Raw genomic sequence first — 23,300 nt, 5'->3', positions numbered from 1 at the left:
GTTGCCGTCGAGCAGGTCGGCGAACGCCTGCGCCGCGGTCTCGCGGCTGAGCGGGGACGAAGGGTCGGGGAGCAGGGCGAGGGTCGTCACGAGTGGCTCCCCTCCCGCTTGCGGGAGGGGCTGGGGGTGGGCTCGCGCTTTACTGCGAGCGCACCGTTCGTTGAGCGCGCGCGCCCACCCCCGACCCCTCCCGCAAGCGGGAGGGGGGAAGAAGGTGCAAACGCGCTCATGCGACGCCCCCGGCATCCGCCAGGAAGTTCCCCAACAACGCGTGCCCATGCTCGGTCGCGATGCTCTCGGGATGGAACTGCACGCCGTGGATCGGCAGCGTGGCATGGCGCACGCCCATCACCGAGCCGTCATCGGCACGCGCATTCACGACCAGCGCATCGGGCAGATCCTCGACAATCAGCGAATGATAGCGTGTTGCGATAAAGGGCGAGGGGAGCCCAGCGAATACGCCCGACCCGTCATGCGTCACGGGAGACGTCTTGCCGTGCATCAGCCCGCCGCGCACGACGCTGCCGCCGAAATGCTGGCCGATCGCCTGATGCCCGAGGCACACGCCGAGCAGCGGCCGCCCCGCCGCGGCACAGGCCGCGACCAGGTCGAGCGAGATGCCCGCTTCGGTCGGCGTCTTGGGGCCCGGCGAAATGAGGAAGCCGGTCGCGTTGCTCGCCAGCGCGTCGGCCACAGTCAGCGCATCGTTGCGCACGACCTTCACCTCGGCCCCGAGCTCCATCAGATAATGGACCAGGTTCCAGGTGAAGCTGTCGTAATTGTCGATAACGAGGATCTGTGCACGGATCATAGCGCGCCGCTACCGCTTTTGTGGTGTAGCGACAATCATCGAATGTGCGCGTTCAGCTTGGATCAAGCTGGCGTGGCGGACGTTGTTGATCCTCGAGGAGACTTTTCACCATGCTGCGCACCCTTGCCATCGCCATGACGCTGGCCGTCGTTCCCGTCTCGAGCTTCGCGCAGACCTCCGAGCAGAGCGACGCCGCCGCCAAGCAGGCCGAATCCGGCAAGCCACCGCTGCGCATCCGCTCGGTCACGCTGACCGGCAACCAGACCTGCCCCAAGTCGAACAACCCCGACGCCGAGATCGTCGTGTGCGCGCGCCAGGGGGAGCCGTATCGCATCCCGAAGGAGTTGCGCGACGACAAGCCGATCCCGGCGCAGAACCAGAGCTGGGTCAATCGCGCCTCGGTCGCCGATGACGTCGGCCGCCGCGCGGCCGGCCTGCCCGACACCTGTTCGCCGACCGGCTCGGGCGGCCAGACCGGCTGCGCGCTGCTGCGCGCGCAGCAATATTCCGCCGAGAAGGCCGAGGCCAAGCGTCAGGCCGCAGCGATCCCCTGATTATTGGCCGAAGCTGACATCCGCCGCTCGCGCGATCGCCTCGCGCGCGGCGGCGAGCAGCGCGCCGGCCTTCGCCTCGCATTCGCGCTGTTCGTACTCGGCGACGCTGTCGGCGACGATCCCCGCACCCGCCTGGACGTGCATCGTGCCGTCCTTGACCACCGCGGTACGCAGCACGATGCACGAATCCATCGATCCGTCGGGCGAGAAATAGCCGACACCGCCGGCATAGGCGCCGCGCACCGCATCCTCGAGTTCGGCGATGATCTCGCACGCGCGTACCTTCGGCGCGCCGCTGACGGTGCCCGCGGGGAAGCCTGCGAACAGCGCGTCGATCGCGTCGTGATCGGGTGACAGGCGCCCGATGACGTTCGATACTATGTGCATCACATGGCTGTAGAATTCGGTGGTGTAGCTGGCAGTCACCGTCACGCTACCCGCCTCGGCAACGCGGCCGACATCGTTGCGGCCGAGATCGAGCAGCATCAGATGCTCGGCGCGCTCCTTCGGGTCGGCGAGCAGGCCGACGCGGTTGGCTTCGTCCTCGGCAGCGGTCTTGCCACGCGGACGCGTTCCGGCGATCGGGCGGATCGTCACTTCGCCATCGCGCACGCGGACGAGGATCTCGGGGCTCGAACCGGTCAGCGCGAAGCCGGGCAAGTCGAGGTGATAGAGAAATGGCGAGGGGTTGATCCGCCGCAGCGCGCGATACAGCTCGAACGGCGGTAGCGTGAAGGGCGCGGTGAAGCGCTGTGCGAGCACAACCTGAAAGATGTCGCCCGCGACGATATAGTCCTTCGCCGCCGCGACCATCTCGGCATAGCGACCCGGCGCGAGCGTCGGCGTGAGCGCGATCTCTTCCGATGCAGGCGCGCGGACGGGGGCGGGGAGCTGTGCCGCGGCGAGGCGTGCGGCGGTCGCCTCGATCCGCTCGGCACCCTCGGCCACGATCGTCTCGGGGTCGCGCGCCGCATCGGGCCAGACCGGCGCGACGAGGAACAGCGCGTCGGCGAGCCGGTCGAAGATCAGGATCACCGTGGGGCGCACGAACATCATGTCGGGCAGGCCGAGCGCGTCGTTGGAAGGACGTGGGAGCCGTTCGACGAGGCCGATCGTCTCATAGCCGAAATAGCCGACAAGACAGGCGAGCGCGCGCGGCAGTTCGGCGGGCACGTCCATCCGGCACGACGCGACCAGCGCGCGCAGCGCGTCGAGCGTGGGCGCATCGCACGGCGCGAAAGCGTCGCGGTCGCTCAGCCAGTGCGGGTTGATCGCGGCCTCGGCGCCATGCGCGCGGAACACCAGATCGGGCGCGAGCCCGATCAGGCTGTGCCGCCCGCGCGTCTCGCCGCCCTCGACCGATTCGAGCAGGAAGTCGCCGCGCCCGGGTTCGATCAGCTTGAGCGCTGCAGCGACGGGCGTTTCGGTGTCGGCGATCTGGCGCTGCCAGAGCAAAGCGGGCCGCCCGGCCGCCAGCGCGGCGACGTGGTCGGCGCGATCAGGGCTGCTGGTCATCTGCGCTCACGCCGCCGAGCAACTGCGCCTTGAGCTTGGCGATCGCCAGCGTGTTGCGCTTGGTGCCAACGGCGTTCTGCACCGCCTTGCCGAACTGCGCGACATATTCGCGGCCGATCACGCTGCCGATGTCGCTCTGCGTCCCCGCGATCACCTTGGGGTTTCCGCTCGCGTCACCCGGGGTAATCGTGTCGAGATGGACGATCAGATAGCCGGCGTTGTTGGGCGCCTCGAGCAATTTGGTGGTCTTCGCAGGCATCGCGAAGAGCATTTGCAGCGGTGCCGAAACGGCGCGCGGATCGGCGAGCAGCTGCGCGCGCGGGCCCGCGATCGGGCGGAGCGGCGGCAGCTTGAGCTTGGTCGCGGCAAAGGCCTGGGCGAGCGGCGTGCCCTTGTTCGCCGCGGCGACGACGCCGGCGGCGATCTGGCGGACCGCCTTCTGCGCGCGGGCGAGCTCGAAGTCGCGCGTCACCAGGTCATGGATCTGCGCGAGCGGGCGCGGTGCCGCGGGGACGATCTTGGCGAGCGTGATAAGCGCGAAGCTGCCGTCCTGGCCGAGCGGCACCGTCTGCGGCGAATCGCCGGCATGCGCGGCGAAGGCTGCGGCAAGGATCGGCGCGATCGCGGGATCGGGCTTGGCGGTCGGATTGTCGACGTCCTGGCCGGAAGCGAGTAGCGCGGGGGTGGTCTGCGCGGTCAGCTTCTGCTGCGTAACGAGCCCGTCGAAACTCGTCTTCGACAGCGTGTCCTCGAAGGCATTGCGCTTCTCGGTGAGCAGTGCGGCGGTCTTCTGCGTCGCGAGCGTCTTGGTCAGCTCGGGGGTCGCGGCGGCGAGCGTCGTCGCGGGACGGACGCGTTGCTTCTCGATCTTGAGCACGATGAAGCCAAGCGGCGCGCGCAGCGGTCCGGCGACGTCGCCCGCCTTGCCGGCGAAGGCCGCATTGGCGATCTCGGGCGAGGATTGCGCGGCGTAATCGGCCTTGGTCGTGTCGGTGAGCGTCGCCGGCTCGAGCCCGGCGGCCTTCGCGGCCTCGGCGATCGGCGTCCCGCCGCGCACCTTGGCGGCGAGCGCGGTGGCGGCATTCTGGTCGGCGACGACGACCTGGACGATCGTGCGCAGATCGGCAGCGGCATATTTGCCCGCCTGCGCCTTGAAGGCGGCGGCGATTTCGGCCGCACTCGGCGTCGCGGCGGCGGCGACGCTGGCCGGGTTGACGAGCGCATAGCGCACTACGCGGCGCTCGGGGACGCGGTAGCGCGACGCGTTGCGCGCGTAATAGGTGTTGAGCTCGGCCGCGGTCGGAACGGCCCCGGCGGGCACCGCCTGCGACGGGATGAAGCCGATCGTCCCGGCGCGCTTCTCGAGCAGCAGGCTGGCGTAGGGCAGCGCGAGCTGGAGCGGGACCTGGCTGGCTTTCAGCGGCGACTGCCACAATTGCTTGACGAGGATCTGGTCGGTGGTCTGCAGGCGGACGTCGGCGTCGGTCATGCCGATCTGGCGCAGCACGCCTTCATACTTCTCCTGGCTGAACTTGCCGTCGAGCCCGGAAAGCCCCGGTTGCGCCGCGATCACCGCATCGACCGCGGGCTTGCCGACGACCATGCCTTGCGCCTGTGCATATTGGCGGTAGGCGGTCGAATCGATCAGCCGCTCGAGCGTCGCATCGAACCCGCCGCCCGCGACGAACTGCGCCATGTCGAGCGTCGGCTGCTGCTGGCGATAGCCGTCCATGTCGCGCTGCACCGCGGTCTGCAACTCGCTGACCGAGATCGTCTTCTTGCCGACGGTCGCGACCACGTCGCCCTTGGCGACCGGGTTGGCGCTGCCCGACAGGCCCGCCCGGTCGCCCAGCACGAACCCCAGGCCGAGCAGGGCGACGAAGCCGAGCGCGATCGCGCCTCCGAACCGGTGGGCAATCATACGGCGGAAAAAGCTGAGCATGGTCGGAAACGGCCAATCTGTCTGGAGCGGTAACGCGCTGCTTTAGGCGGCGGCGGGGGCGGCATCAACCCAGGCGGTTGGACTTGTGCCGCGCGCGCGCTTCGGTATCGCTGTTTGAAAGAACCACGATGGAGAGACGCAGGATGGCGCGACGCAAGCTGGTGGCTGGCAATTGGAAGATGAACGGCAATCTCGCCGCCTTGGCCGAACTGGTCACGATTGCGGACGCCGCGCGCGCCGCGCCGGGGGTCGACGTCTCGGTCGCGCTGCCCGCGACGCTGATCGCGCCGGCGGTGGCGCGCGTGCCGGGCTTCGCATTCGGCGCGCAGGACGTGCACGAGGCCGAGAGCGGCGCGCATACCGGCTGCCTCTCCGCCGCGATGCTGGTCGAGGCGGGTGCGGCCTTCACCATCGTCGGGCATAGCGAGCGCCGCACCGACCAGGGCGAGACGAGCCAGGATGCCTGGGCCAAGGCAAGCGCGGCGCATCGCCACGGGCTCGGCGTGATCCTGTGCGTCGGCGAGACCGATGCCGAGCGCGACGCCGGCCGTGCCGCGCGCGTCGTCCAGGCGCAGATCGAGAAATCGGTGCCCGATCTCGCGACCGGCGACTGGCTGACGATCGCGTACGAGCCGCGCTGGGCGATCGGCACGGGGCGCACCCCGACGCTCGACGAGATCGGCGAGGTCCATGCGATCACGCGCGCCAAGCTGCGCACGCTGGTCGGCGATGCCGCCGACGGGATCCGCATCCTTTATGGCGGCTCGGTGACGGGAGCCAATGCCGCGGCGATCCTCCAGACCGAGGATGTCGACGGCGCGCTGGTCGGCGGGGCGAGCCTGACGGCTGCCAAGTTCGTGCCGATCATCGAAGCGGCCTGAAGCGCCGGCGTGGCGCGCAAGCTCAAGGTCTTCGTCGTGCCGGCCGGCTTCAGCGACGCCTATGTCGCCGCGCCGAGCCGCAAGGCGGCGCTCGCGGCGTGGGGCAGCGAGCACGATCTGTTCGCGCGCGGGATCGCGCAGGAAGTAACCGACCCCGCGCTGACCGCGGAGCCGCTGGCGAAACCGGGCGAAGTGATCAAGCGCTCGCGCGGGACGACCGCCGAGCAGATCGCGGCGCTGCCGGCGGCACCGGCGCGTGCGGCGAAGGCGCCCGAACACGCGCCGCGCAAGCGTGCCAACGCCGGGGGCGGCGCCGCGAAGCGCGCGGTCTCGAGGTCGCGCGCGCCCGAGCCCAAGCCCGCACCCCCGCCCAAGCCCACGAGCGACGCGCTTGCCGCCGCCGAGCAAGCGCTCGCCGAGCTCGAAGCGAGCTACCGCGACGCCGACGCCGAGCTCACCGTCCGCCAACACGCGCTCGACCGCGAGCGCCGCGATCTCGACGCGCAGCATACGCGGGAGACCGCGGCCAGCAGTGCGGCGCTCGCCACCGAACGGTCCCGCTACGACGCTGCGATGGCGCGCTGGCGGAAGGCGCGGGCGGCCGGGTGATCCGTCGCCGCACGGTGCCGCGCGCTTGACTCGATTGACCCCAAGACGCGACATTTACGATCGCGATCGTTTCCATTTCGGTGCAGATGCAGCCAGGCCCGATCGACCATTTCAAAGAGCTTCCCGCTCATACCATAACAGCCGGGTTGTAGGACAGAGCGATGTCCGCGGCGCCCGATGGCGGACGGTCAGGCCGTCCGTACGCGCTCAAGACCAAGTGCAATCCGGCTCGGGAGATCGATCGCAAGCGGTACCGCAAAACAGAACGACGCACGCGGCGGCTCCTGCAAATGCAATCGCGACCGACCCCGGTCGATATCCCGACTCGCGCCGCGGGCTTCCACGAGCCGGGCCTTGCTAGGTCCCAAGCGCGAAATCGATCCCCGTCAGCCGACACGTTGCAGCGACATGATGCAGGTAGAGCCTCGGCCAAGGCCGTTCGGCCGTCAGCGAAGCCTCGTCGCGCGCGACTTCGAAACCCGTGATACGATTGCGATCGACGTCGAAGCTCAGCGGGATGGGCAGATAGCTGTACCAATCGCGGGAGCGGCTAGCCGCAGGCGATCGACCGAAACGTTTGCGCACCTGCGAGAGCGGATCGCCCACTCCGGTGCCCAGGATGCGAAGCAACGGCCCCGCGCGTGCTGCCCCGTCAACCTCGTCGGGCCGGCTGGGGAAATTCCCTTGCGAACATGGCGCGCTGGTCATCGTGAAAGGCGGCTCAGTGTCGATGGCGACGAGGCGCTTATCGAGGAAGCGCAGTTCGGCCATGCGAAACCGGGCTCGGCCATTCACCACCAGCGCGCCGCCCGCAACGGGAAAGACATAGAGCGTCGCGGTTGACGCCGCACCGGGCGACCGAGCAACCGGCGCGCCCAATCGTCGTTCTGCATCCTGCTCGGTCATGCCGAGCGTGACGGGACCTATTTGCCAGCAGGATGGCGGTATGGCGCTGGATCTCTGGCGTGAAACGGCGCTCGCCAGCGCACGGTCACACGACGCTGCCGACGCATGGGTTGCGCGCGGTGAGGACGCGAAGGACGGAGGAGGACTAACAACCATGCTCATCGTCAGGGCGATGCCGAAATAGCCACGCATATCGACTCCGTTGGCAAGCAATGTCCGAGCCTACGCCTTTCGCCAACGTCTGCAATCGCCGCATGCCGCGCGGGATTCGGTCAGACCGCCCGGACCCGTCGGTGCCGTTACAGGCTATGCCGTCGCGCGGCTCTCCCGAAAGTGGACAATGCGCTATCGATCAATCGCGCAAGTCCGTGGTCAGCTGCCATCGACCGCCACGGAGCTACCTGGGCGGCAAGAAACGGGAGGTTGAGCACGAAGCGGTCGAAGCTTCGGAAGCCCTCGACCGACGCGACACGATACGTCTCAGCGATATCGTGAGCGGCGTATACCGAATCAGGCTAGCGGCAATTCCGATGGGATGAATCCCATCGAGTCCGCGAGTGCGATTGCGAGCGCGCTGGCGATACCGCTTGTACCGTGAAGTTTCACCGCTCGCCGGGGCGCGAGACTTCGCTTTGGGCCCGCCTCAGAGCGTCTCTTCCAATTGATCGAGCAACGCTGCGAAGCGGCGCAGCAGCGCACGATAGGGCGCAGGCGATGCGAGATCGACGCCCGCGTTTAGAACCAGTGTATAGGCATAGTCCGACCCGCCGGCCGACAACAGGTCAAGGTAGCGCGCGCGGACGCCAGTGTCGCCGGCGCGGATCGCCTGCGCAAAATAGGAGGACGCGGCGATCGCGGTCGCATATTGGAACGAATAATAACTGGTGTAGAATTGCGGAATGAACGACCATTCCATCGCATAGGCCGGGTCGATCTCCATGACCGGGGCGTGATAGTCCTTCAGCAGCTCGAGATAGGTTTCCGACATCGCGGCGCCCGACATCGGCGCACCGGTAGCGGCCTGGCCATGCACGGCATGTTCGAATTCGCTGAGCATCGGCTCGCGGAAGATGTTGAGGCGAAGCAATTCGAGCAACTGGCCGAGATAGAACAGTTTTTCCGGTTTGCTGGCGGCGGTGTCGATCAGATGGTGCGCGAGCAGCTGCTCGTTGCAGGTCGACGCGATTTCCGCGACGAAAGTTTCATAATGCGCGGTCTCGAACGGTTGCTTGCTGTTGGCGAGCACGCTGTGCATCGCGTGCCCCCATTCATGGACGTAGGTCGTCAAACCCTGATAATCGGGGGTGTAGTTCAGCAGAATGTAGGGATGCACGCCATAGGCGTCGGGGTTGGTGAAGCTGCCGGCATATTTGCCGGGACGCGGCGTAAAATCGACCCAATGCGCGCCGCTCGCAGCCGAGAGTTTGGCACCATAATCCGCGCCGAGCGGTCGGACGGCCTCGACCATGACGGTACGTGCGGCTTCGGGAGAGAAGGTCCGAATGGTGCGGCCGAGCGGGACGTACATGTCGTAATAATGGAGATCGGGCAGACGCAGCGCACGCTGGCGCAGTCGCAGATAGCGGTGCAGCAACGGGATCCCCGCGCGCGCCTCCGCGATCATCGTCGTGAACACCGCGCGCGGCGTGGCGCTCGTCGCAAGCGCGGCGTCGAGCGCATCGTCATAATGTCCGAGCCGCGCGAGCATCGCGTCCCCCGCCACCTGCGTCGCGAAGATCGACCCCAGGGTGCTTCGGTAGGCGCCGTAGCTCCCCCAGAACGTATCAAAAACGCGTTTGCGGTCGGCGCGCTCGGCGACGGCGCGTGCGCGGGTGTACCCCGCATCGTCGAGCCGCACCGCGGCACCGGTCGACAGGCGGAGGGTCGGATGCGGCATGTCCGAGCCCAGCAGCTGATTGTAGATCGTTTGTGGCCCGCCGAAGAGCTGCCCTCCCGACGCCAGCGCGGCCACCTCGTCGGCCGGCAGCGCGTGGGGCGCCAGCCTGAGGACGTCGTGCAAGCCATGTCGGTACCGCGCCAATGTCGGGTCAGCCGCCAGCCAGGCATCGATCCGGTCGCGGCCGAGCGTTCGAATCGCCGGGTCCAGCCACGCCGTCGCCACGGCCAGTTCGCCCGCGAGCGCGGCCGCACGCGCCTGGCGCTGCTGGGCGGCGCCATCGCGCAGATCGGCGCTTGCCGACAGCCGGGCGTAGGCCGCCAGCCGCATCGCTTCGCGCTGCGCGCCCGAAATGGCGGCCAACGCTGTGCCGAAGGTTTGGGCGTTTCGGGCAAACCCGGTCTCGAAGGCGGCGAGCTTCGCAATTTGCGCCCCGGCCGCGGCCATAGCCGCCATCCAGGCGCTTTCGCTCGGGTACAGGTCGCGTAGGTCCCATTCGGTCGGGAAGGGATCCACCGCGAAGCTCGGCCCCGTCATCAGCATCATCGCCGAAAAGGACATACCAGTTAGCGCTTCGCGACGATTCATCCGCCCTCCTTAGCGGCGCAGCCGGACCGCGCCAACAAGGCGCGGACCACGCCCCGGTGGCGCAGGCGGGGGGGCACTGCGGGCTTGCCCGGTTGCGCCCTGTCGTCGGGGATCATCATCGTCGATGGTGCGCCTTGCGGCCTATCGCGACGACGGTTTCGCGAAGCCACGATACCGATCCGCCGTCACGCGGCCAAGCACACTTCGATCTCGTCGAAGCGTCGCCAGCGATACACCGCCCAGCTGACGATCCAGCACACAGCGAACACGCCGATGATCCCGAAGCCGAGCAGGTTGAACCGCCCGCCCAGATCGCGCGCGACAGACCAGGGCGCGCCGCGCAGATCGAGCTTGTCGGCGATCAGCGCCATCGTCTCGATTCCGCCGATGACGATCGCGACGAACGCCGACACCGCGGTGATGGTGATGTTGTAATAGAGCTTCCGGATCGGCTTGACGAAGGCCCATTCATAGGCGCCGAGCATCAGGATGCCGTCGGTCGTGTCGATCAGCGCCATTCCCGCCGCGAACAGCGCGGGCAGGACGAGCACCGGCCCGATCGCAAAGACATGCGCCGCCTGCGCCGCCGACAGGCCGAGGATCGCGACTTCGGTCGCCGTGTCGAAGCCAAACCCGAACAGGAAGCCGAGCGGCGCCATGTGCCAGCTCCGCGACACCAGCCGGAACAGCGGCCGGAACAGCCGCGCGAGCAAGCCGCGCCCGCCGAGCAGCATGTCGAGATCCTCATCGACATAGGCGCCGCCCGCGCGAACGTGCGCGAAGGTGCGCCATACCGATCGCAGGATGACGAGGTTCATCGCTGCGATCGTGAACAGGAACGCCGCCGACACGATCGTCGCCACGACCCCGCCGGTCGCCTTGAGCGCTTCGAAACCGGCCAGCGCAGAGGCGGTGAAGGCGACCGCGACCGACGCCAGCAGGATGATCGTGCTGTGCCCGATCGCGAACCAGAAGCCGACCGTCGTCGGACGTTGCCCGTCCTGCATCAGCTTGCGCGTGACATTGTCGATCGCCGCGATGTGATCGGCATCGACCGCGTGGCGCAGCCCGAGGCCCCAGGCGAGGAGCGCGGTGCCGAGCATCAGCGGCTGCGCGTGGAACAGCGCGAGCGCCCAGATCCAGGCACCGATATTTGCGCCGATCAGCAGCACGTACAACAGGCTGATCCGCCGCCGCAGCGTGGGTGCGTGGGACGACGGAGCAGAGACTGGCATAGGATCGGCTTTCGGCAAAGGGGGCGGCGCGTGGCGGCGGGTCATCGTTCGAGGATCCGGTCCGCGATCGGTTCGCGGGCCTGCCAGCCGCGGCGTTCGAGCTCGGGGAGATCGGACGGATCGGTCGGATAGCCGAGGCACAGCAGCGCGATCAGCGTCCAGCCGGCGGGAACGTCGAGCAGCGTGGTCACGACGCGCGGATCGAGGATCGACACCCAACCGACGCCGATGTCGCGCGCGCGCGCCGCGAGCCACAGCGTATGGATCGCCATGACGGTCGAATAGCGCAGCATCTCGGGCATCGTGTCGCGACCGAGGCCGTGCCCCGCTTCCGGTGCCTCGTCGCAGAACACCGCGAGCAGTTCGGGCGCTTCGCCGATCCCGTGGAGCTTGAGCGCCCGATAGCGCGTGCGCACCGCCGCGTCGAGGATGGCGCGGGCCGCGTCGGCGGAGGCGGCATCGACATGATCGGCGAGCGCTGCGCGGAGCGCCACCGACCGGATGCGGACGAAACGCCATGGCTGGGCGTTGCCGACCGATGGCGCAAGCGCGGCGATGTCGAGCAGCGCGCGCATATCCGCCTCGGACACCGCGCGCGCGCTGAAATGCCGTACGTCGCGGCGCCAGCGGAGCAAGCTCTCGAGCTGCTGCCCGAATGCCGGATCGAAGTCGGGCGCGGTCATGTGCCCGTCCCCGATCGGCGCAGAAGATAGGTATCCATGATCCAGCCATGCTCCGCCCGCAGCCTGGCGCGCTGCGCGACGATATCTGCGGACACCGCGGCCAGCGGGCCCGCGACCAGCGCCTGGTGCGGCATGCCGAGATAGGCGCCCCACCAGATCGTGACGCCGTGCGGGTCGAGCGTGGCGAACGCGCAATCGCCGTCGAGCATCACCGCGAGCGTATCTGCCGTCGCGGGCCAGCCATCGGCACGCAGCCGGCGTCCGGTCGTCACGAGCACGGGCGCGGCGAGCGTGTTGAGCGCGATCGCATGCGCCGCGGTCAGCGCCTGCAGGCTGGTGATGCCGGGCACGACATGGACGCGGATCGCCAAGCCGCGATCGCGCAGGCGGTCGGCGATCCGCAGGCTGCTGTCGTAGAGCGACGGGTCCCCCCAGACGAGCAGCGCGAGCCGGCCGCCGTGCGGCAAGTGCGTCGCGATCTGGCGCGCCCAGCACGCGGCGATCGCATCGTGCCAATCGCCGACCGCGGCGAGATAGGCGTCGCTCGCCGCACGTTCGGGCAGGTCGAATTCGACGACGCGCGTCGCGCCGTGCAGCACGTCGGCGCACAGCGTGCGGCGCAGCTCGATCAGGTCCGATGTCGCGTCGCGTTTGCGCGGGAGCAGGATCAGGTCGGCGGCGTTCATCGCCGCCGCCGCCGCGCGCGTCAGATGGTCGGGATTACCGGTGCCGATCCCGATGAGGTGCAGGTCGATCATGCCTGCGGTCCATGCAATGCGACGGCAGCGACGCCGCCGCGCGCGTCGCGCCAGCGATTGACGGACCCGCTCATCGTTCGGGCGCGATCAGATGGAAGAAGGTGCCCGACACACGACCACGATGCGATCCGGTCTCGGCGACGGGTGTGCCCTCGGCATCGACGACGTGTGCGAGCGGGGCGTCGGGCTGGTCGAGGATCGTCGAATAATGGAATTCGTGGCCACGCAGCGTGGTGCCGCTATCCGCGCCCGCCATCGGGGCGAGCAGCGTCGCATGCCGATAGCCGAGATGCATCTTTCGCTGCGCATAGCTGGTCACCAGACCGAGCAGCCCCGCCATGCGGTGGCGCGTGCCGTCGGCGTCGATCAGGCCTTCGCCGAGCGCCATATAGCCGCCGCACTCGCCATGCACCGGGCGGGTCGCGGCATGCTCGGCGAGCGCGGCGTGGAACGTCCGTGCCGCGGCGAGGCGTCCGGCGTGGAGTTCGGGATAGCCGCCGGGCAGCCAGACCAGGTCTGCACCGGGGTCGGGGGCTTCGTCGGCGAGCGGCGAGAAGGGCAGGATTTCGGCGCCGGCGCTGCGCCACCCGGCGAGCATGTGCGGGTACGCGAAGGAGAAGGCGGCGTCCTGCGCGAGCGCGATCCGCTGCGCGGGTGGCGCGAAACGGTGGGCGTGCGGGGCGGGGGCGGGGGTAGCGGCGGCCGCCGCGCGGATCGCCGCGAGGTCGACATGGTCGCGCAGGAAGACCGCATAGTCGGCGATGCGCGCGTCGAGGTCGGGATGCTCGGACGCTTGGACCAGGCCGAGGTGGCGCTCGGGCAGCTTGAGGTCGCCGCGCCGCGGCAGCGCGCCGAAGACGCGGAGGCCGACCGCCGCCATCCCGCTGCGCGCGAGGCGTTCGTGGCGCGGGCTCGCGACTCGATTTAGGATCACGCCGGCGATCTGCACCGCGGGATCGTAGCGCGCGAAGCCGAGCGCGGTCGCGGCGGCGGATTGCGCCTGGCCCGACACGTCGATCACCAGCACGACCGGCCAGCCCATCCGCCTCGCGACGTCGGCGCTCGCGCCGTTGCCGGTCGCGCCCGGCTTCGCGACGCCGTCGAACAGGCCCATCGACCCTTCCGCCAGCACGAGGTCGGTATCGCGCGCCTCGGCGGCGAGGCCGTGGAGCATCGGCTCGGCCATCGCCCAGCTGTCGAGGTTGAACGACGGCCGCCCGCTCGCCGCGCGGTGAAAGGCGGGGTCGATATAATCGGGGCCGCTCTTGAACGGCTGGACGCGCAGCCCCGCGTCGCGGAAGGCGCGCAGCAGCCCGAGCATCACGGTGGTCTTGCCGGTGCCCGAGGCGGGGGCGGCGATCATCAGGCCGGGGGTCATTCGCTCGTCTCCGCAAAGGGGGAAGTGGCGCTTTGCGGGCGGAAGCGGCGGTCGTAGCCGGTCGCGTAGAGGCTGCTTTCGGCGAAATCCTCGGCGGCGAGGACCGGCCCGACCAGGATCAGCGCGGTGCGCTCCGGCCCATCGGCCGCGGCCGCGACGATCGTCGCGAGCGTGGCGCGGAAGATCCGCTCGTCGGGCCAGCTCGCGCGCCAGACGACCGCGACCGGGCAATCGCCGCCATATGCCGGGGTCAGCTCGGCGACGACGCGGTCGAGCGCGTGGATCGAGAGGTGGATCGCGAGCGTAGCCCCGGTCGCGGCGAAGGCGGGGAGGGTCTCTGCCCGCGGCATCGCGCTGGCGCGACCCGATGTGCGCGTCAGGACGACCGATTGCGCGAGACCTGGCAGCGTGAGTTCTGCCTCGAGCGTCGCGGCGGCGGCGGCGAAGGCGGGAACGCCGGGCGTGACCGTGAACGGGATGCCGAGCGCGCGGAGTCGCCGGAGCTGTTCGCCCAGCGCCGACCAGATCGACAGGTCGCCCGAATGCAGCCGCGCGACATCCTCGCCTGCCGCGTGCGCTGCCGCGATCTCGTCGAGGATCGCATCGAGCGACAGCGGCGCGGTGTTCACGATCCGCGCGCCCGCCGGGCAATGGTCGAGCAGCGCTTCGGGCACGAGCGACCCGGCGTACAGACACACCGGCGACGCGGCGATCCGGTCGCGGCCGCGCAGCGTGAGCAAATCGGGTGCGCCGGGGCCGGCGCCGATGAAGTGGACGGTCATGTCGAGGGTCCTTGAGCGATCGCGCAGGTCGCCCTGCGATCGGGGGAGATCTGGCGCCGCGCAATCACACGCGCGCCTTCGCCGGCGGCGGCGAGCGCGGCGGCTTCGGCAACGCTGCCGGTGCCACGTGCCGGGAGGCTGGGGGGCGAGCGGGTCGGCGTCGTGACACTGGTCAGCGCTTCGGGCGGAATGCCGATCAGCGCGAGCCCGAGCCGTTCGGCCAGCGGCGCGAGCATCTCGGCCTTGTCGTCGGGCGCGGCCAGTGCGGTGAGGGGCGGATGCCCGTGCTGCGCCAGCGCCAGTGCGGCTTCACACGACGCCAGCTCGGCATTGCCGCGAAATCCGAAGCCCGCGACGATCACCGCGACACGCTCCACTGGACGATCGGATAGTGCGCGCGCCAGCCGCGGCGCGAGCCGAGCGGCGCGGCGTCGGACAGTTCGATCCGCAGCAGATCGCCGCCCTTTGCGCGGTGCCAGGTCGCCAGCAGCGCTTCGGATTCGAGCGTAACTGCGTTGGCGACGATCCGCGTGCCCGGGGCCAGATGCGTCCAGAGCCAGTCGAGCAGCGCGTCGCTAAGCCCGCCACCGATGAACACCGCATCGGGCGCGGGCTGGCCGCCCAGTCCGTCGGGCGCGCGTACGTCGATCACGTGAAGTCGGTCGACCCCGAGCGCCGCCGCATTGGCGCGCGCGCGTTCGGCGCGGATCGGATCGGCTTCGAACGCCAGCGCCTGGGTGGTCGGATGCGCGAGCAGCCATTCGATCGCGATCGATCCCGATCCCGCGCCGATGTCCCACAAAGTCTCGAACGGTTTCGGCGCGAGTGCGGACAGCGTGAGCGCGCGGACCGGGCGCTTGGTGATCTGGCCGTCATGCGCGAACCAGCTGTCGGGGCGTCCGGTCGCGGCGGGGAGGACCGCACCGTCGCCCGCGACGGCGATGCCGACCGCGACCGGATGCGCGATATCGGTGAGGGCGATCGCGGCGGCAGTGGTTTCGCGCATGCGCTCGCGCGGACCGCCCAGTGCCTCGAGCACCCACAGCCGACTGTCCTCGAAGCCCTGATCGAGCAGATATCGCGCCAGCGCACCGACCGCCGCGCCATCGCGCACCAATACGATCGCGCGGACATCGGGGGCGAGGATTGGGCGCAGCCGTGCGAAGGGGGCGGCGTGGAGGCCGAGGCAGTGGGTCGTGTCGAGCGCCCACCCCAGCCGCGCCGCCGCGAGACTGAAGGTCGAGGGCATGGGATGCGCGATCCATTCGTCGGGCTCGAGTGCGCGCGTGACGACCGAACCCGCACCGAACCAGAACGGATCGCCCGAAACCAGCAGCACGACGCGCCGCCCGCGCTGCGCCAAGAGCGGCACGATCCCGTCCTCGAACGGCACCGGCCACGGCGCCGACGGACAAGCGAGGTGCGGCAGCAGCGCAAGGTGGCGCGTCGCGCCGGTCACCCATTCGGCGCGCGCCAGGGCATCGCGGCTTGCGGTGGACAGGCCGGCTGGTCCATCCTCGCCGATCCCGACGATCGTCAGCCATGCCTTGCCGAGTTCATCCGCCATGCCGAATATCCTGATCCTCGGTGGCACGGCCGAGGCGAGCGCGCTCGCGCAGGCGCTGGCGCTGCGCGGCGATCGCGCCGTGCTGAGCTATGCCGGGCGCACCGCCAGCCCCAAGCCGCAGCCCGTGCCGAGGCGCGTAGGCGGGTTCGGCGGCGCGGCGGGGCTCGCTGCCTATCTGCGGGCGCAGCGGGTCACGCATCTGATCGATGCGACCCATCCGTTCGCCGCGCGGATGAGTGCCAACGCGGTCGAGGCAGCTGCGGCAACCGGTGTCCCGTTGATCGCGCTGTCGCGATCCGCCTGGACCGCTGAGTCCGGCGACGACTGGCGGCACGTGCCCGACATCGAAGCGGCGGTCGCCGCGCTCGCGGGGCCGTGCCGCGCGGTGATGCTGGCGCTCGGGCGGATGCACGTCGCGGCGTTCGCGGCGCAGCCGCAGCATCGCTATCTGCTGCGTTTCGTCGATCCGCCCGAGGTCGCGCCGGCGCTGCCCGATCATCGCCTCGTAGTCGATCGCGGACCCTTCCATGTCGCAGGCGATGCCGCGCTGTTGCGGGAGCATGCGATCGATCTCGTCGTCTGCAAGAATGCCGGTGGCACGGGCGCGCACGCCAAGCTGCTGGCAGCGCGCGAATTGGCGATCCCGGTGCTGATGATCGACCGCCCGACCCTGCCCGAGCGTCGGCAGGTCGATACGGTGGCCGATGTGCTGCGCTGGATCGATCATGCCGCCGACCGCGGGGTATAGAGGATCGGTGCGCCGCTGCGGACGATCGTCCGCGTGGCGCTCGACCCGACGATGACGAGCGTCCGCATGTCGGCCATCTCAGGGCTCGCGTCGGGCAGCGGGACGACGCGCAGCATCTCTTCGGGGGTCGAGACCGCGCGCGCGAACAGCACGGGCCGGGCGTCCGCGCAGACCTCGCGCAGGATCTCGAGCGCCCGCCCGAACCCGTCGGGCCGGCTCCGCGACCGCGGATTGTAGCAGGCGATCGCGAAATCCGCCTCGGCGGCAAGCCGGATGCGCCGCTCGATCAGCGCTTGCGGCTTGAGATTGTCCGACAGGTTGATCGCGCAGAAATCATGGCCGAGCGGGGCGCCCGCGCGCGCTGCCGCCGCCAGCATCGCGGTAATGCCGGGCAGCACGCGGATGTCGAGCTCGCGCCATGCGGGCGGCCCATGCTCGACCGCCTCGAACACCGCCGCCGCCATCGCGAACACGCCGGGATCGCCCGACGACACGACCACGACGCGCTGCCCCGCCATCGCCAGCTCGAGCGCATGCCGCGCGCGGTCGAGCTCGACGCGGTTGTCGGTGGCGTGGAGCGCCAGCCCCGCGCGCGGCGCGACCCGCGCGACATAGGGGATATAGCCGATCACGTCGGTCGCTTCGGCCAGCGCCGCGGTGACTTCGGGCGTCACCAGCGCCGCATCGCCCGGCCCGAGCCCTGCGATCGCGATCCAGCCGGTCATGGCCGCCGCCCCTGGCCGTGGATCAGCAGGATCGAGAAATAGGGCGCGATGCCGTCCGCCTCGGCGAGCCGCGTCACGCGTTGGTCGGGCATCGCGGCATATTCGACCAGCCACGCCGCATCGTCGCGCCCGGCGGCGGCGACTGCGCGGCGCAGCTTGGCGAGATGGCGGCCGATCTTCATCACCACCAGCGCATCGGTGTCGCGGATGCGGCGGGTGAGCTCGTCCTCGGCGATCGTCGCGGTGAGCACGGTCAGCACGTCCTCGCCCCAGGTGATCGGCGCGCCGCTGGCGGTCCAGGCGCCCGACATGCCGGTGATGCCGGGGACGACGCTGACCGGCGCGATCCCTCCCAGCCGGCTGTGGAGATGCATGAACGAGCCGTAGAAGAAGGGGTCGCCCTCGCACAGCACGACGACGTCCTCGCCGCGCGCCGAAAGCGCGGCGAGGTGATCGGTGCAGGCGGCATAGAAGCCGCAGAGCCGGTCGTTATAGCGCGGGTCGGCGACCGGGATCTCGGTGGTGACGGGATATTCCATCGCGAATTCGGTCGCATCGGCGCGCAGCATGCCCTCGACGATGCGGCGCGCCTGGCCCGGCTTTCCCGCCTTGCGGAAATAGGCGACGTGGCGCGCGCCGCGCACCAGCCGGTCGGCGCGGACGCTCATCAGATCCTGCGCGCCCGGGCCGAGGCCTACGCCGTGGATGATGCCTTGGGTGGGCGGGGACGTCATTCGGCGCGGCTCGCGAGCGCGTTGATCGCCGCGACGGTGATCGCGCTGCCGCCCATCCGGCCTTCGACGACGACGCACGGCACGGGCTGTTCGGCCCACAGCGCCGCCTTCGATTCGACCGCGCCGACGAAGCCGACCGGGCAGCCGATGATCGCGGCGGGACGCGGGCAGGCGGGGTCCTCGAGCATGTTGAGCAGATGGAACAAGGCGGTCGGCGCATTGCCGATCGCAACCAGCGCGCCGGCCAGATGCGGCCGCCACAGTTCGAGCGCGGCAGCCGAGCGCGTGTTGTCCATCGCTCGCGCGAGATCGTGGGTCTCGGGCGCGTGGAGCGTGCAGATCACCGGATTGTCGGCGGGAAGCCGAGCGCGCGTGATCCCTTCGGTCACCATTCGTGCATCGCACAGGATCGGCGCGCCTGCCGTAAGCGCGCGCCGCGCGATCGACGCGAAGTCGGGCGAAAAGCGGATGTACTCGGCCAGCCCGACGAGGCCCGCGGCGTGGATCATGCGGACCGCGACCGGTTCCTCCTCGGCGGTGAAGCGCGCCAGCTGGGCCTCGGCGCGGATCGTCGCGAAGGATTGGCGATAGATCGCGGCGCCGTCGGTTTGATAGACATGCGGCATCAGGCGGCTCCGAAACGGGCGAGGATCTGGATCTCATCGAGCCCCGATACGGCGGGCGGCGCACCGGCGCGGGCGCCAAAGGCGAGGTCGAAACGGCCATCGCGCCCGGTGAGCACGACATCGGCGGGCTGCGCGCGCGCGCAGCCCTTGGCGCAGCCGGAGACATGCAGCTGGCCCTGGACATGTGGCGCGAGGCGCCGCGCGAGCGCGCGCGTCGCGACGCTCGCTTGCGAGCAGGCGGGTGCGCCGACGCAGGCGTCGGTGTGCAGGAGCGCGGGCTCGGGCTGTTCGGCGGCGGCGCCGTCCTCGACGATCAGCCGCCGCCATGGGGTGACGCGGATCGCGCCGGCGTCCTTAACCAAGGCGGCGAGCTCCGCCGCGTCGATCCGTCCGAACGCGAGGCCGACCACTGCGCCGAGCGGATGCGGTCCCGTTGCGATCGCAAGACCGGGCGGCGACGGGGATACCGCGTGATCCGCCCATGCGGGCAAGGCGGCGGGGTGGCGCGCCATCCGACCGGCGGCGATCCCGCCGCTCGCGACGAACCAGTACGCGAGCGCCACCGCAATATCGACCTCGGTGCCGGCACGAAGCACGGCGCCGCGCGCATGCCCATCCGCGCGCACCATCAATGCGCCGGTGACGGCCCGCTCGATCCGGATGTCGGCGGGCGCGTGGTGCAGCACCGGCGCGGCCCCCGCATCGATCGCGAAGCCGAATTTGCCGGGGAGCTCGGGAAGCTCGGCCAGCCGAGCGGCGAAGTCGCTTGCGATCCGATGCGTATCGTCGCAGGCATGCCAGTCGGGCGCCAGCAGCAGTGCGCGCCGCGCCTCGCGGACCGGATCGGCATCGACGAGGTCGAGCGCACACAGCGTGGCGATCAACGGCGCCCAACTCTGCTCGCGAACGCCGCGGATCTGCAGATTGGCGCGGTTGGTGACGTCGATCGCGCCATTGCCATGCTCTGCCGCCGCCGCGCACAGGCCGAGCGCCTGCTCGCGCGTCAGCCGCGCGAGGCGCGGGCGCACGCGGACCAGCAGGCCGTCGCCCGCCGCCATCGGGCGATGCGCCGTCGGGCACCAGCCGCGGACCACGCTCATGCGCTCGGCCCCAGCTGCGCGAGGATCGAATTGCGTCGCGTCGGCCACAGCCCCGCCGCGTGCAGCGCGACGAACCGCGCCTCCATCGCCGCGAGCGCCTGCGGATTGGCGTCGGCCATGAATGCGCGGACCTCGTCGCGCGCGAGCGTCGCGTCGTAGTAGAGGTCGATCGATTCGGGCGTCACGACACCCGCGAGATGCGCGAACGCGCCGAGCTGATCGAGCGTCGCGGCAAGCTCGGCCGCGCCGCGGAAGCCATGCCGCATCATGCCCGCGACCCAGCCCGGATGCGCGGCGCGCGCGCGCACGACGCGCGCGATCTCCTCGCCGAGCGCACGGGCGCGTGGGCGGGCCGGGTCGGTCGCGTCGAGGTGATAAAGCGCGGCTTTGCCGCCAGTGATCGCCTGCGCCGCAGCAAATGCGCCCTCATGCGCGGCATAATCGGCGGCGAGCAGAAGGTCGGTTTCGGGCAAGTCCTGGACGTGGACGAAGGCATCGGCCGCCGCGACGCGCGCGGCGATTCCCGCTGAATCGGCTCGTCCGTCGCCGTCGTCGAGCGCATGCGCCGAGGCGGCGAGCCAAGCGGCACCTGCCGCACGGCGCGCTTCGGGCGTATAGGTGTCGGCGCTATCGCCGAGCCCGATGCCATAGCTGCCCGCGCGCGGGCCGAACACGCGCGCACCGGGCGATGCCCCGACGAACGGATTGCGATCCGCCGGCTCGTCACGCGCCGCGAGCGCGCGCACCGCTTGCCCGAACATCGCGCAGAGCGTCGGAAAGGCGTCGCGGAACAACCCCGAGACGCGCAGCGTGACGTCGATCCGCGGGCGGTCGAACTGCATCAGCGGCAGGATCTCGACCCCGGTGACGCGGTCGGACTGGTGATCCCACACCGGTTCCGCGCCGAGCAGATGGAGCGCCATCGCGAACTCCTCGCCGGCGGTGCGCATCGTCGCCGATCCCCACAGGTCGACCACCAGGGCGCGCGGATAATCGCCATGATCCTGCAGATGGCGTCGGATCAGCTCGTCGGCGAGCCGAACCCCCTGCGCATGCGCCGAGCGCGACGGCACCGCGCGCGGGTCGGTGGTGTAGAGGTTGCGCCCGGTCGGCAGCACGTCGCGCCGCCCGCGCCACGGCGACCCCGATGGCCCGGGCGCGACCCGCCGCCCGGCAAGCGCCGCGAGTAACCCGTCGCGCTCCGCCACGCCTTGGTCGCCACGCCCGAAGACGTGGAGGCCGTCGCCATATTGGCTGTCCTTGACGTCGCAGACGAAGGTGTCGATCCGTGTGATCGCCTCGGCGCTTGATCGTGCCTGGTCGAGCGCGAGCACGTCGGCGAGCCCGAGCGCGATCGCTTCGTCAGCAATGTCGCTTTGCAGGCGGTCGCGCCGCGCCGGATCGAGCCCGTCGGCATTCGAGAATTCGTCGAGCAGCGCCTCGAGTCGCCCGAGCCCGGCGCCCCCGCCCGAGGCCACCAGCGGCGGCGGGACATGGCCGATCGTCACAGCGCCGATCCGCCGCTTAGCCTGCGCCGCCTCGCCGGGATCGTTGACGATGAACGGATAAAGCACCGGCATCGCCCCGGTCAGCGCCTCGGGCCAGCACGCCTCGGACAAGGCCACCGCCTTGCCCGGCAGCCATTCGAGCGTGCCATGCGCGCCGACATGCACCAGCGAATCGGTCCCCCGCGCGTGCAGCCAGAGGTAGAAAGCGACATAGCCGTGCCGCGGGCAGCGCGCGAGATCGTGATACTCCTGCGCGCGGATGGCGGCGCTTCCCCGTTCGGGCTGAAGCGCGACGAGACTGTTTCCCGCGGCGACCGCGGCGAAGCGAAAGGCGCCGTCCGCGACATCGGGGTCGTCTTCGGGCGAGCCCCACGCCGCGGCGATGTCGGCCTGAAGCGCGGCGGGGAGCCTTGCCAGCGCTGCGCGGTAGCCGGCCACCGGCCAGGCGCTGCTTCGCGCTGCCAGCGCCGACGGGAGATCCGCCGCGCTGAGCGCCGTCGTCGCATAGCCCGCCTCCGCCAGATCGCCGAGCAGCGCCGCGACCGAGGCGAGCGCATCGAGTCCGACGGCATGCGCGATCTGGTGCGCTTTGCCCGGATAGGTCGACAGCACGATCGCGAGCCGCCGCTCCGCTGTGGGTTTGGCGCCGAGCGCTATCCAGCCGTGGACGCGGTCGGCGATCGCGTCGATCCGTTCCGGCTCGGCGCGGTGCTCGCGGCGGGCATATTGCAGGTCGGCGTCGCGCAGGCGGGTGTCCTTGAAGCTCGCCACACCCGCGAAGAGGCGGCCGTCGACCTCGGGCAACACGACGTGCATCGCGAGATCGGCAGGCGAGAGGCCGCGCGCCGCATCGGCCCAGGCGGCGCGGTCCGAGGTCGCCAGCGCGATCTGGAAGACCGGCACGCCAGCCATGTCGAGCGGGGTCGCCCCCGCTGCATCGCGCGCCGAGAAAGCGGTCGCGTTGACGATCGCGGCGGGGCCGAGCGCGGACACCCAGCGGCCCAGCCAGCCGCGCGCGTCGCCATCCTTGAGCGACGGCGCGAACAGCGCGATCGCGTCATAGCCACGGGCGACGAGGGCGGCGTGCAGCGCCGCGATCGGGTCGAGATCGGCGGCCATGAGGTAGGAGCGGTAGAACACCAGCACGACCCGCGGCCGGACCGAGGTCATTGCGAACGCGGCGGGGCAGGTAACCCCGGGCGCGGGTTGCCAGCCGCCGACCGCGGCGATCGCGCGCGCTGGCGGGGCGGCCTTTACGTACACCCCCGCCGCCAGTGCGAAGTGCGCGATCGCCGCGCGCGCCGCGGCCGCGCCGCCGATGTCGCACAGCTGCGTCAGCCGGCGCAGCGTCGACACCGGCACCGTCGATGCGGCATCGAGGCGCGAGTCGATGCGGCCGTCGGCGGGGATGATCGCGAGCGCGATTCCCCGCCGCCGGGCGAGCGCCGTCACTTGCTGGACACCGTACGGCCAATAGGCGGTCCCGCCGATCAGCCGGATCAGGATGCCCTTCGCCGCGCCCAGCGTGCGCTCGACATAGGTATCGACCGACAGCGGATGCGTCAGCTCGGCGAGGTTGGCGAGCCGCAGGCTCGGCATCGCGTCACCGCCCGCGCGCCACCCGGCCGCGAACGCGCCGAGGTCGCTGTCGGAAAACGACAGCAGCACGAGATCCGCGGCATCCTGCCCCAGATCGCGCGGCGTGGCGCTTTCCTCCAGCCCGTGGCTTTCGCGGAAGACGACATGCATGGCG

21 protein-coding genes are annotated in these 23,300 nt (G+C 70.4%); 4 read left to right on the top strand and 17 right to left on the bottom strand.

Translation table 11 applies throughout. The features are described from left to right. Positions 1 to 226 precede the first annotated feature (226 nt). Positions 227 to 811: an anthranilate synthase component II gene (locus tag RH90_RS17130; RefSeq protein ID WP_010187412.1), complete on the bottom strand. Its 585-nt coding sequence runs from the start codon at positions 809 to 811 to the stop codon at positions 227 to 229. Between the two features lie 110 nt (positions 812 to 921). Between RH90_RS17130 and RH90_RS17125 the strand changes: the two genes are divergently transcribed. After that, positions 922 to 1,365, top strand: coding sequence for a hypothetical protein (locus RH90_RS17125; RefSeq protein WP_010187410.1), 444 nt, complete (start codon positions 922 to 924; stop codon positions 1,363 to 1,365). On the opposite strand, the gene trpE is transcribed toward RH90_RS17125, so the two are convergent. Further along, positions 1,366 to 2,880, bottom strand: coding sequence for an anthranilate synthase component I (gene trpE / locus RH90_RS17120; RefSeq protein ID WP_010187408.1), 1,515 nt, complete (start codon positions 2,878 to 2,880; stop codon positions 1,366 to 1,368). Further along, positions 2,864 to 4,822 (bottom strand): peptidylprolyl isomerase, encoded by a 1,959-nt coding sequence (locus RH90_RS17115; RefSeq protein WP_010187407.1) that lies wholly within the window; start codon positions 4,820 to 4,822, stop codon positions 2,864 to 2,866. The genes trpE and RH90_RS17115 overlap by 17 nt, the downstream gene beginning before the upstream one ends. A gap of 143 nt (positions 4,823 to 4,965) precedes the next feature. Here RH90_RS17115 and tpiA point away from each other — a divergent pair, with 143 nt between their 5' ends. Both tpiA and RH90_RS17105 read left to right on the top strand, forming a co-directional pair. Beyond that, the gene (tpiA, locus tag RH90_RS17110; RefSeq protein WP_010187406.1) at positions 4,966 to 5,703 is read left to right on the top strand and encodes a triose-phosphate isomerase; all 738 of its coding nucleotides are present in this window, start codon (positions 4,966 to 4,968) and stop codon (positions 5,701 to 5,703) included. Between the two features lie 9 nt (positions 5,704 to 5,712). Further along, positions 5,713 to 6,312: a hypothetical protein gene (locus tag RH90_RS17105; RefSeq protein WP_010187405.1), complete on the top strand. Its 600-nt coding sequence runs from the start codon at positions 5,713 to 5,715 to the stop codon at positions 6,310 to 6,312. A 357-nt stretch (positions 6,313 to 6,669) separates the two neighbouring features. Here the strand turns inward: RH90_RS17105 and RH90_RS17100 are convergent, their stop codons facing one another. The 9 genes from RH90_RS17100 to RH90_RS17060 form a co-directional block, all read right to left on the bottom strand. Beyond that, positions 6,670 to 7,218 carry a hypothetical protein gene (locus RH90_RS17100; protein WP_029625404.1) on the bottom strand — a complete coding sequence of 183 codons (549 nt, stop codon included), beginning with the start codon at positions 7,216 to 7,218 and terminating at the stop codon, positions 6,670 to 6,672. Between the two features lie 643 nt (positions 7,219 to 7,861). Continuing rightward, a complete protein-coding gene (locus tag RH90_RS17095) occupies positions 7,862 to 9,703 on the bottom strand; it encodes a M3 family oligoendopeptidase (protein ID WP_029625403.1) in 1,842 nt (613 codons plus the stop codon). 185 nt (positions 9,704 to 9,888) lie between these two features. Then, positions 9,889 to 10,938, bottom strand: coding sequence for a HoxN/HupN/NixA family nickel/cobalt transporter (locus RH90_RS17090; RefSeq protein WP_037492877.1), 1,050 nt, complete (start codon positions 10,936 to 10,938; stop codon positions 9,889 to 9,891). Between the two features lie 41 nt (positions 10,939 to 10,979). Then, positions 10,980 to 11,621 (bottom strand): 5,6-dimethylbenzimidazole synthase, encoded by a 642-nt coding sequence (gene bluB / locus RH90_RS17085; protein ID WP_010187401.1) that lies wholly within the window; start codon positions 11,619 to 11,621, stop codon positions 10,980 to 10,982. Then, positions 11,618 to 12,379 carry a precorrin-6A synthase (deacetylating) gene (cobF, locus tag RH90_RS17080; RefSeq protein WP_010187400.1) on the bottom strand — a complete coding sequence of 254 codons (762 nt, stop codon included), beginning with the start codon at positions 12,377 to 12,379 and terminating at the stop codon, positions 11,618 to 11,620. Before cobF ends, bluB begins: the two co-directional genes overlap by 4 nt. A 70-nt stretch (positions 12,380 to 12,449) precedes the next feature. Then, positions 12,450 to 13,757, bottom strand: coding sequence for a cobyrinate a,c-diamide synthase (locus RH90_RS17075; protein WP_010187399.1), 1,308 nt, complete (start codon positions 13,755 to 13,757; stop codon positions 12,450 to 12,452). Further along, the gene (gene cobM / locus RH90_RS17070) at positions 13,754 to 14,539 is read right to left on the bottom strand and encodes a precorrin-4 C(11)-methyltransferase (protein WP_010187397.1); all 786 of its coding nucleotides are present in this window, start codon (positions 14,537 to 14,539) and stop codon (positions 13,754 to 13,756) included. The genes RH90_RS17075 and cobM overlap by 4 nt, the downstream gene beginning before the upstream one ends. Continuing rightward, entirely contained in the window at positions 14,536 to 14,916 is a 381-nt protein-coding gene (locus RH90_RS17065; protein ID WP_010187395.1) for a cobalamin biosynthesis protein, read from the bottom strand. Before RH90_RS17065 ends, cobM begins: the two co-directional genes overlap by 4 nt. Continuing rightward, positions 14,898 to 16,106 (bottom strand): bifunctional cobalt-precorrin-7 (C(5))-methyltransferase/cobalt-precorrin-6B (C(15))-methyltransferase, encoded by a 1,209-nt coding sequence (locus tag RH90_RS17060; protein WP_010187393.1) that lies wholly within the window; start codon positions 16,104 to 16,106, stop codon positions 14,898 to 14,900. Before RH90_RS17060 ends, RH90_RS17065 begins: the two co-directional genes overlap by 19 nt. On the opposite strand from RH90_RS17060, the gene RH90_RS17055 reads away from it, so the two are divergent. Further along, the gene (locus RH90_RS17055; RefSeq protein WP_010187391.1) at positions 16,105 to 16,854 is read left to right on the top strand and encodes a cobalt-precorrin-6A reductase; all 750 of its coding nucleotides are present in this window, start codon (positions 16,105 to 16,107) and stop codon (positions 16,852 to 16,854) included. The two genes, RH90_RS17060 and RH90_RS17055, sit on opposite strands and share 2 nt — an antisense overlap. Here the strand turns inward: RH90_RS17055 and cobJ are convergent. From cobJ to cobN, 5 genes are read right to left on the bottom strand one after another with little or no spacing between them, the layout of a single operon-like run. Further along, positions 16,830 to 17,579, bottom strand: coding sequence for a precorrin-3B C(17)-methyltransferase (gene cobJ, locus RH90_RS17050; RefSeq protein ID WP_010187390.1), 750 nt, complete (start codon positions 17,577 to 17,579; stop codon positions 16,830 to 16,832). The genes RH90_RS17055 and cobJ overlap by 25 nt on opposite strands. Continuing rightward, positions 17,576 to 18,313, bottom strand: a complete 738-nt coding sequence (gene cobI / locus RH90_RS17045; protein ID WP_010187389.1) for a precorrin-2 C(20)-methyltransferase — start codon at positions 18,311 to 18,313, stop codon at positions 17,576 to 17,578. The genes cobJ and cobI overlap by 4 nt, the downstream gene beginning before the upstream one ends. Continuing rightward, positions 18,310 to 18,939: a precorrin-8X methylmutase gene (locus RH90_RS17040; RefSeq protein WP_010187388.1), complete on the bottom strand. Its 630-nt coding sequence runs from the start codon at positions 18,937 to 18,939 to the stop codon at positions 18,310 to 18,312. Before RH90_RS17040 ends, cobI begins: the two co-directional genes overlap by 4 nt. Next, positions 18,939 to 20,039 carry a cobalamin biosynthesis protein CobG gene (locus RH90_RS17035; protein ID WP_037493573.1) on the bottom strand — a complete coding sequence of 367 codons (1,101 nt, stop codon included), beginning with the start codon at positions 20,037 to 20,039 and terminating at the stop codon, positions 18,939 to 18,941. Before RH90_RS17035 ends, RH90_RS17040 begins: the two co-directional genes overlap by 1 nt. Beyond that, complete coding sequence (gene cobN, locus RH90_RS17030) at positions 20,036 to 23,296, bottom strand: cobaltochelatase subunit CobN (protein ID WP_010187386.1); 3,261 nt, start codon at positions 23,294 to 23,296, stop codon at positions 20,036 to 20,038. Before cobN ends, RH90_RS17035 begins: the two co-directional genes overlap by 4 nt. Positions 23,297 to 23,300: the final 4 nt, after the last annotated feature.

Origin of the sequence: Sphingomonas sp. PAMC 26605 (assembly GCF_000241485.1) — a bacterium.
Taxonomy (GTDB): domain Bacteria; phylum Pseudomonadota; class Alphaproteobacteria; order Sphingomonadales; family Sphingomonadaceae; genus Sphingomonas.
The sequence above is the reverse complement of the archived record's forward strand: the minus strand, read 5'-3'. Positions and strand labels throughout refer to the sequence as shown.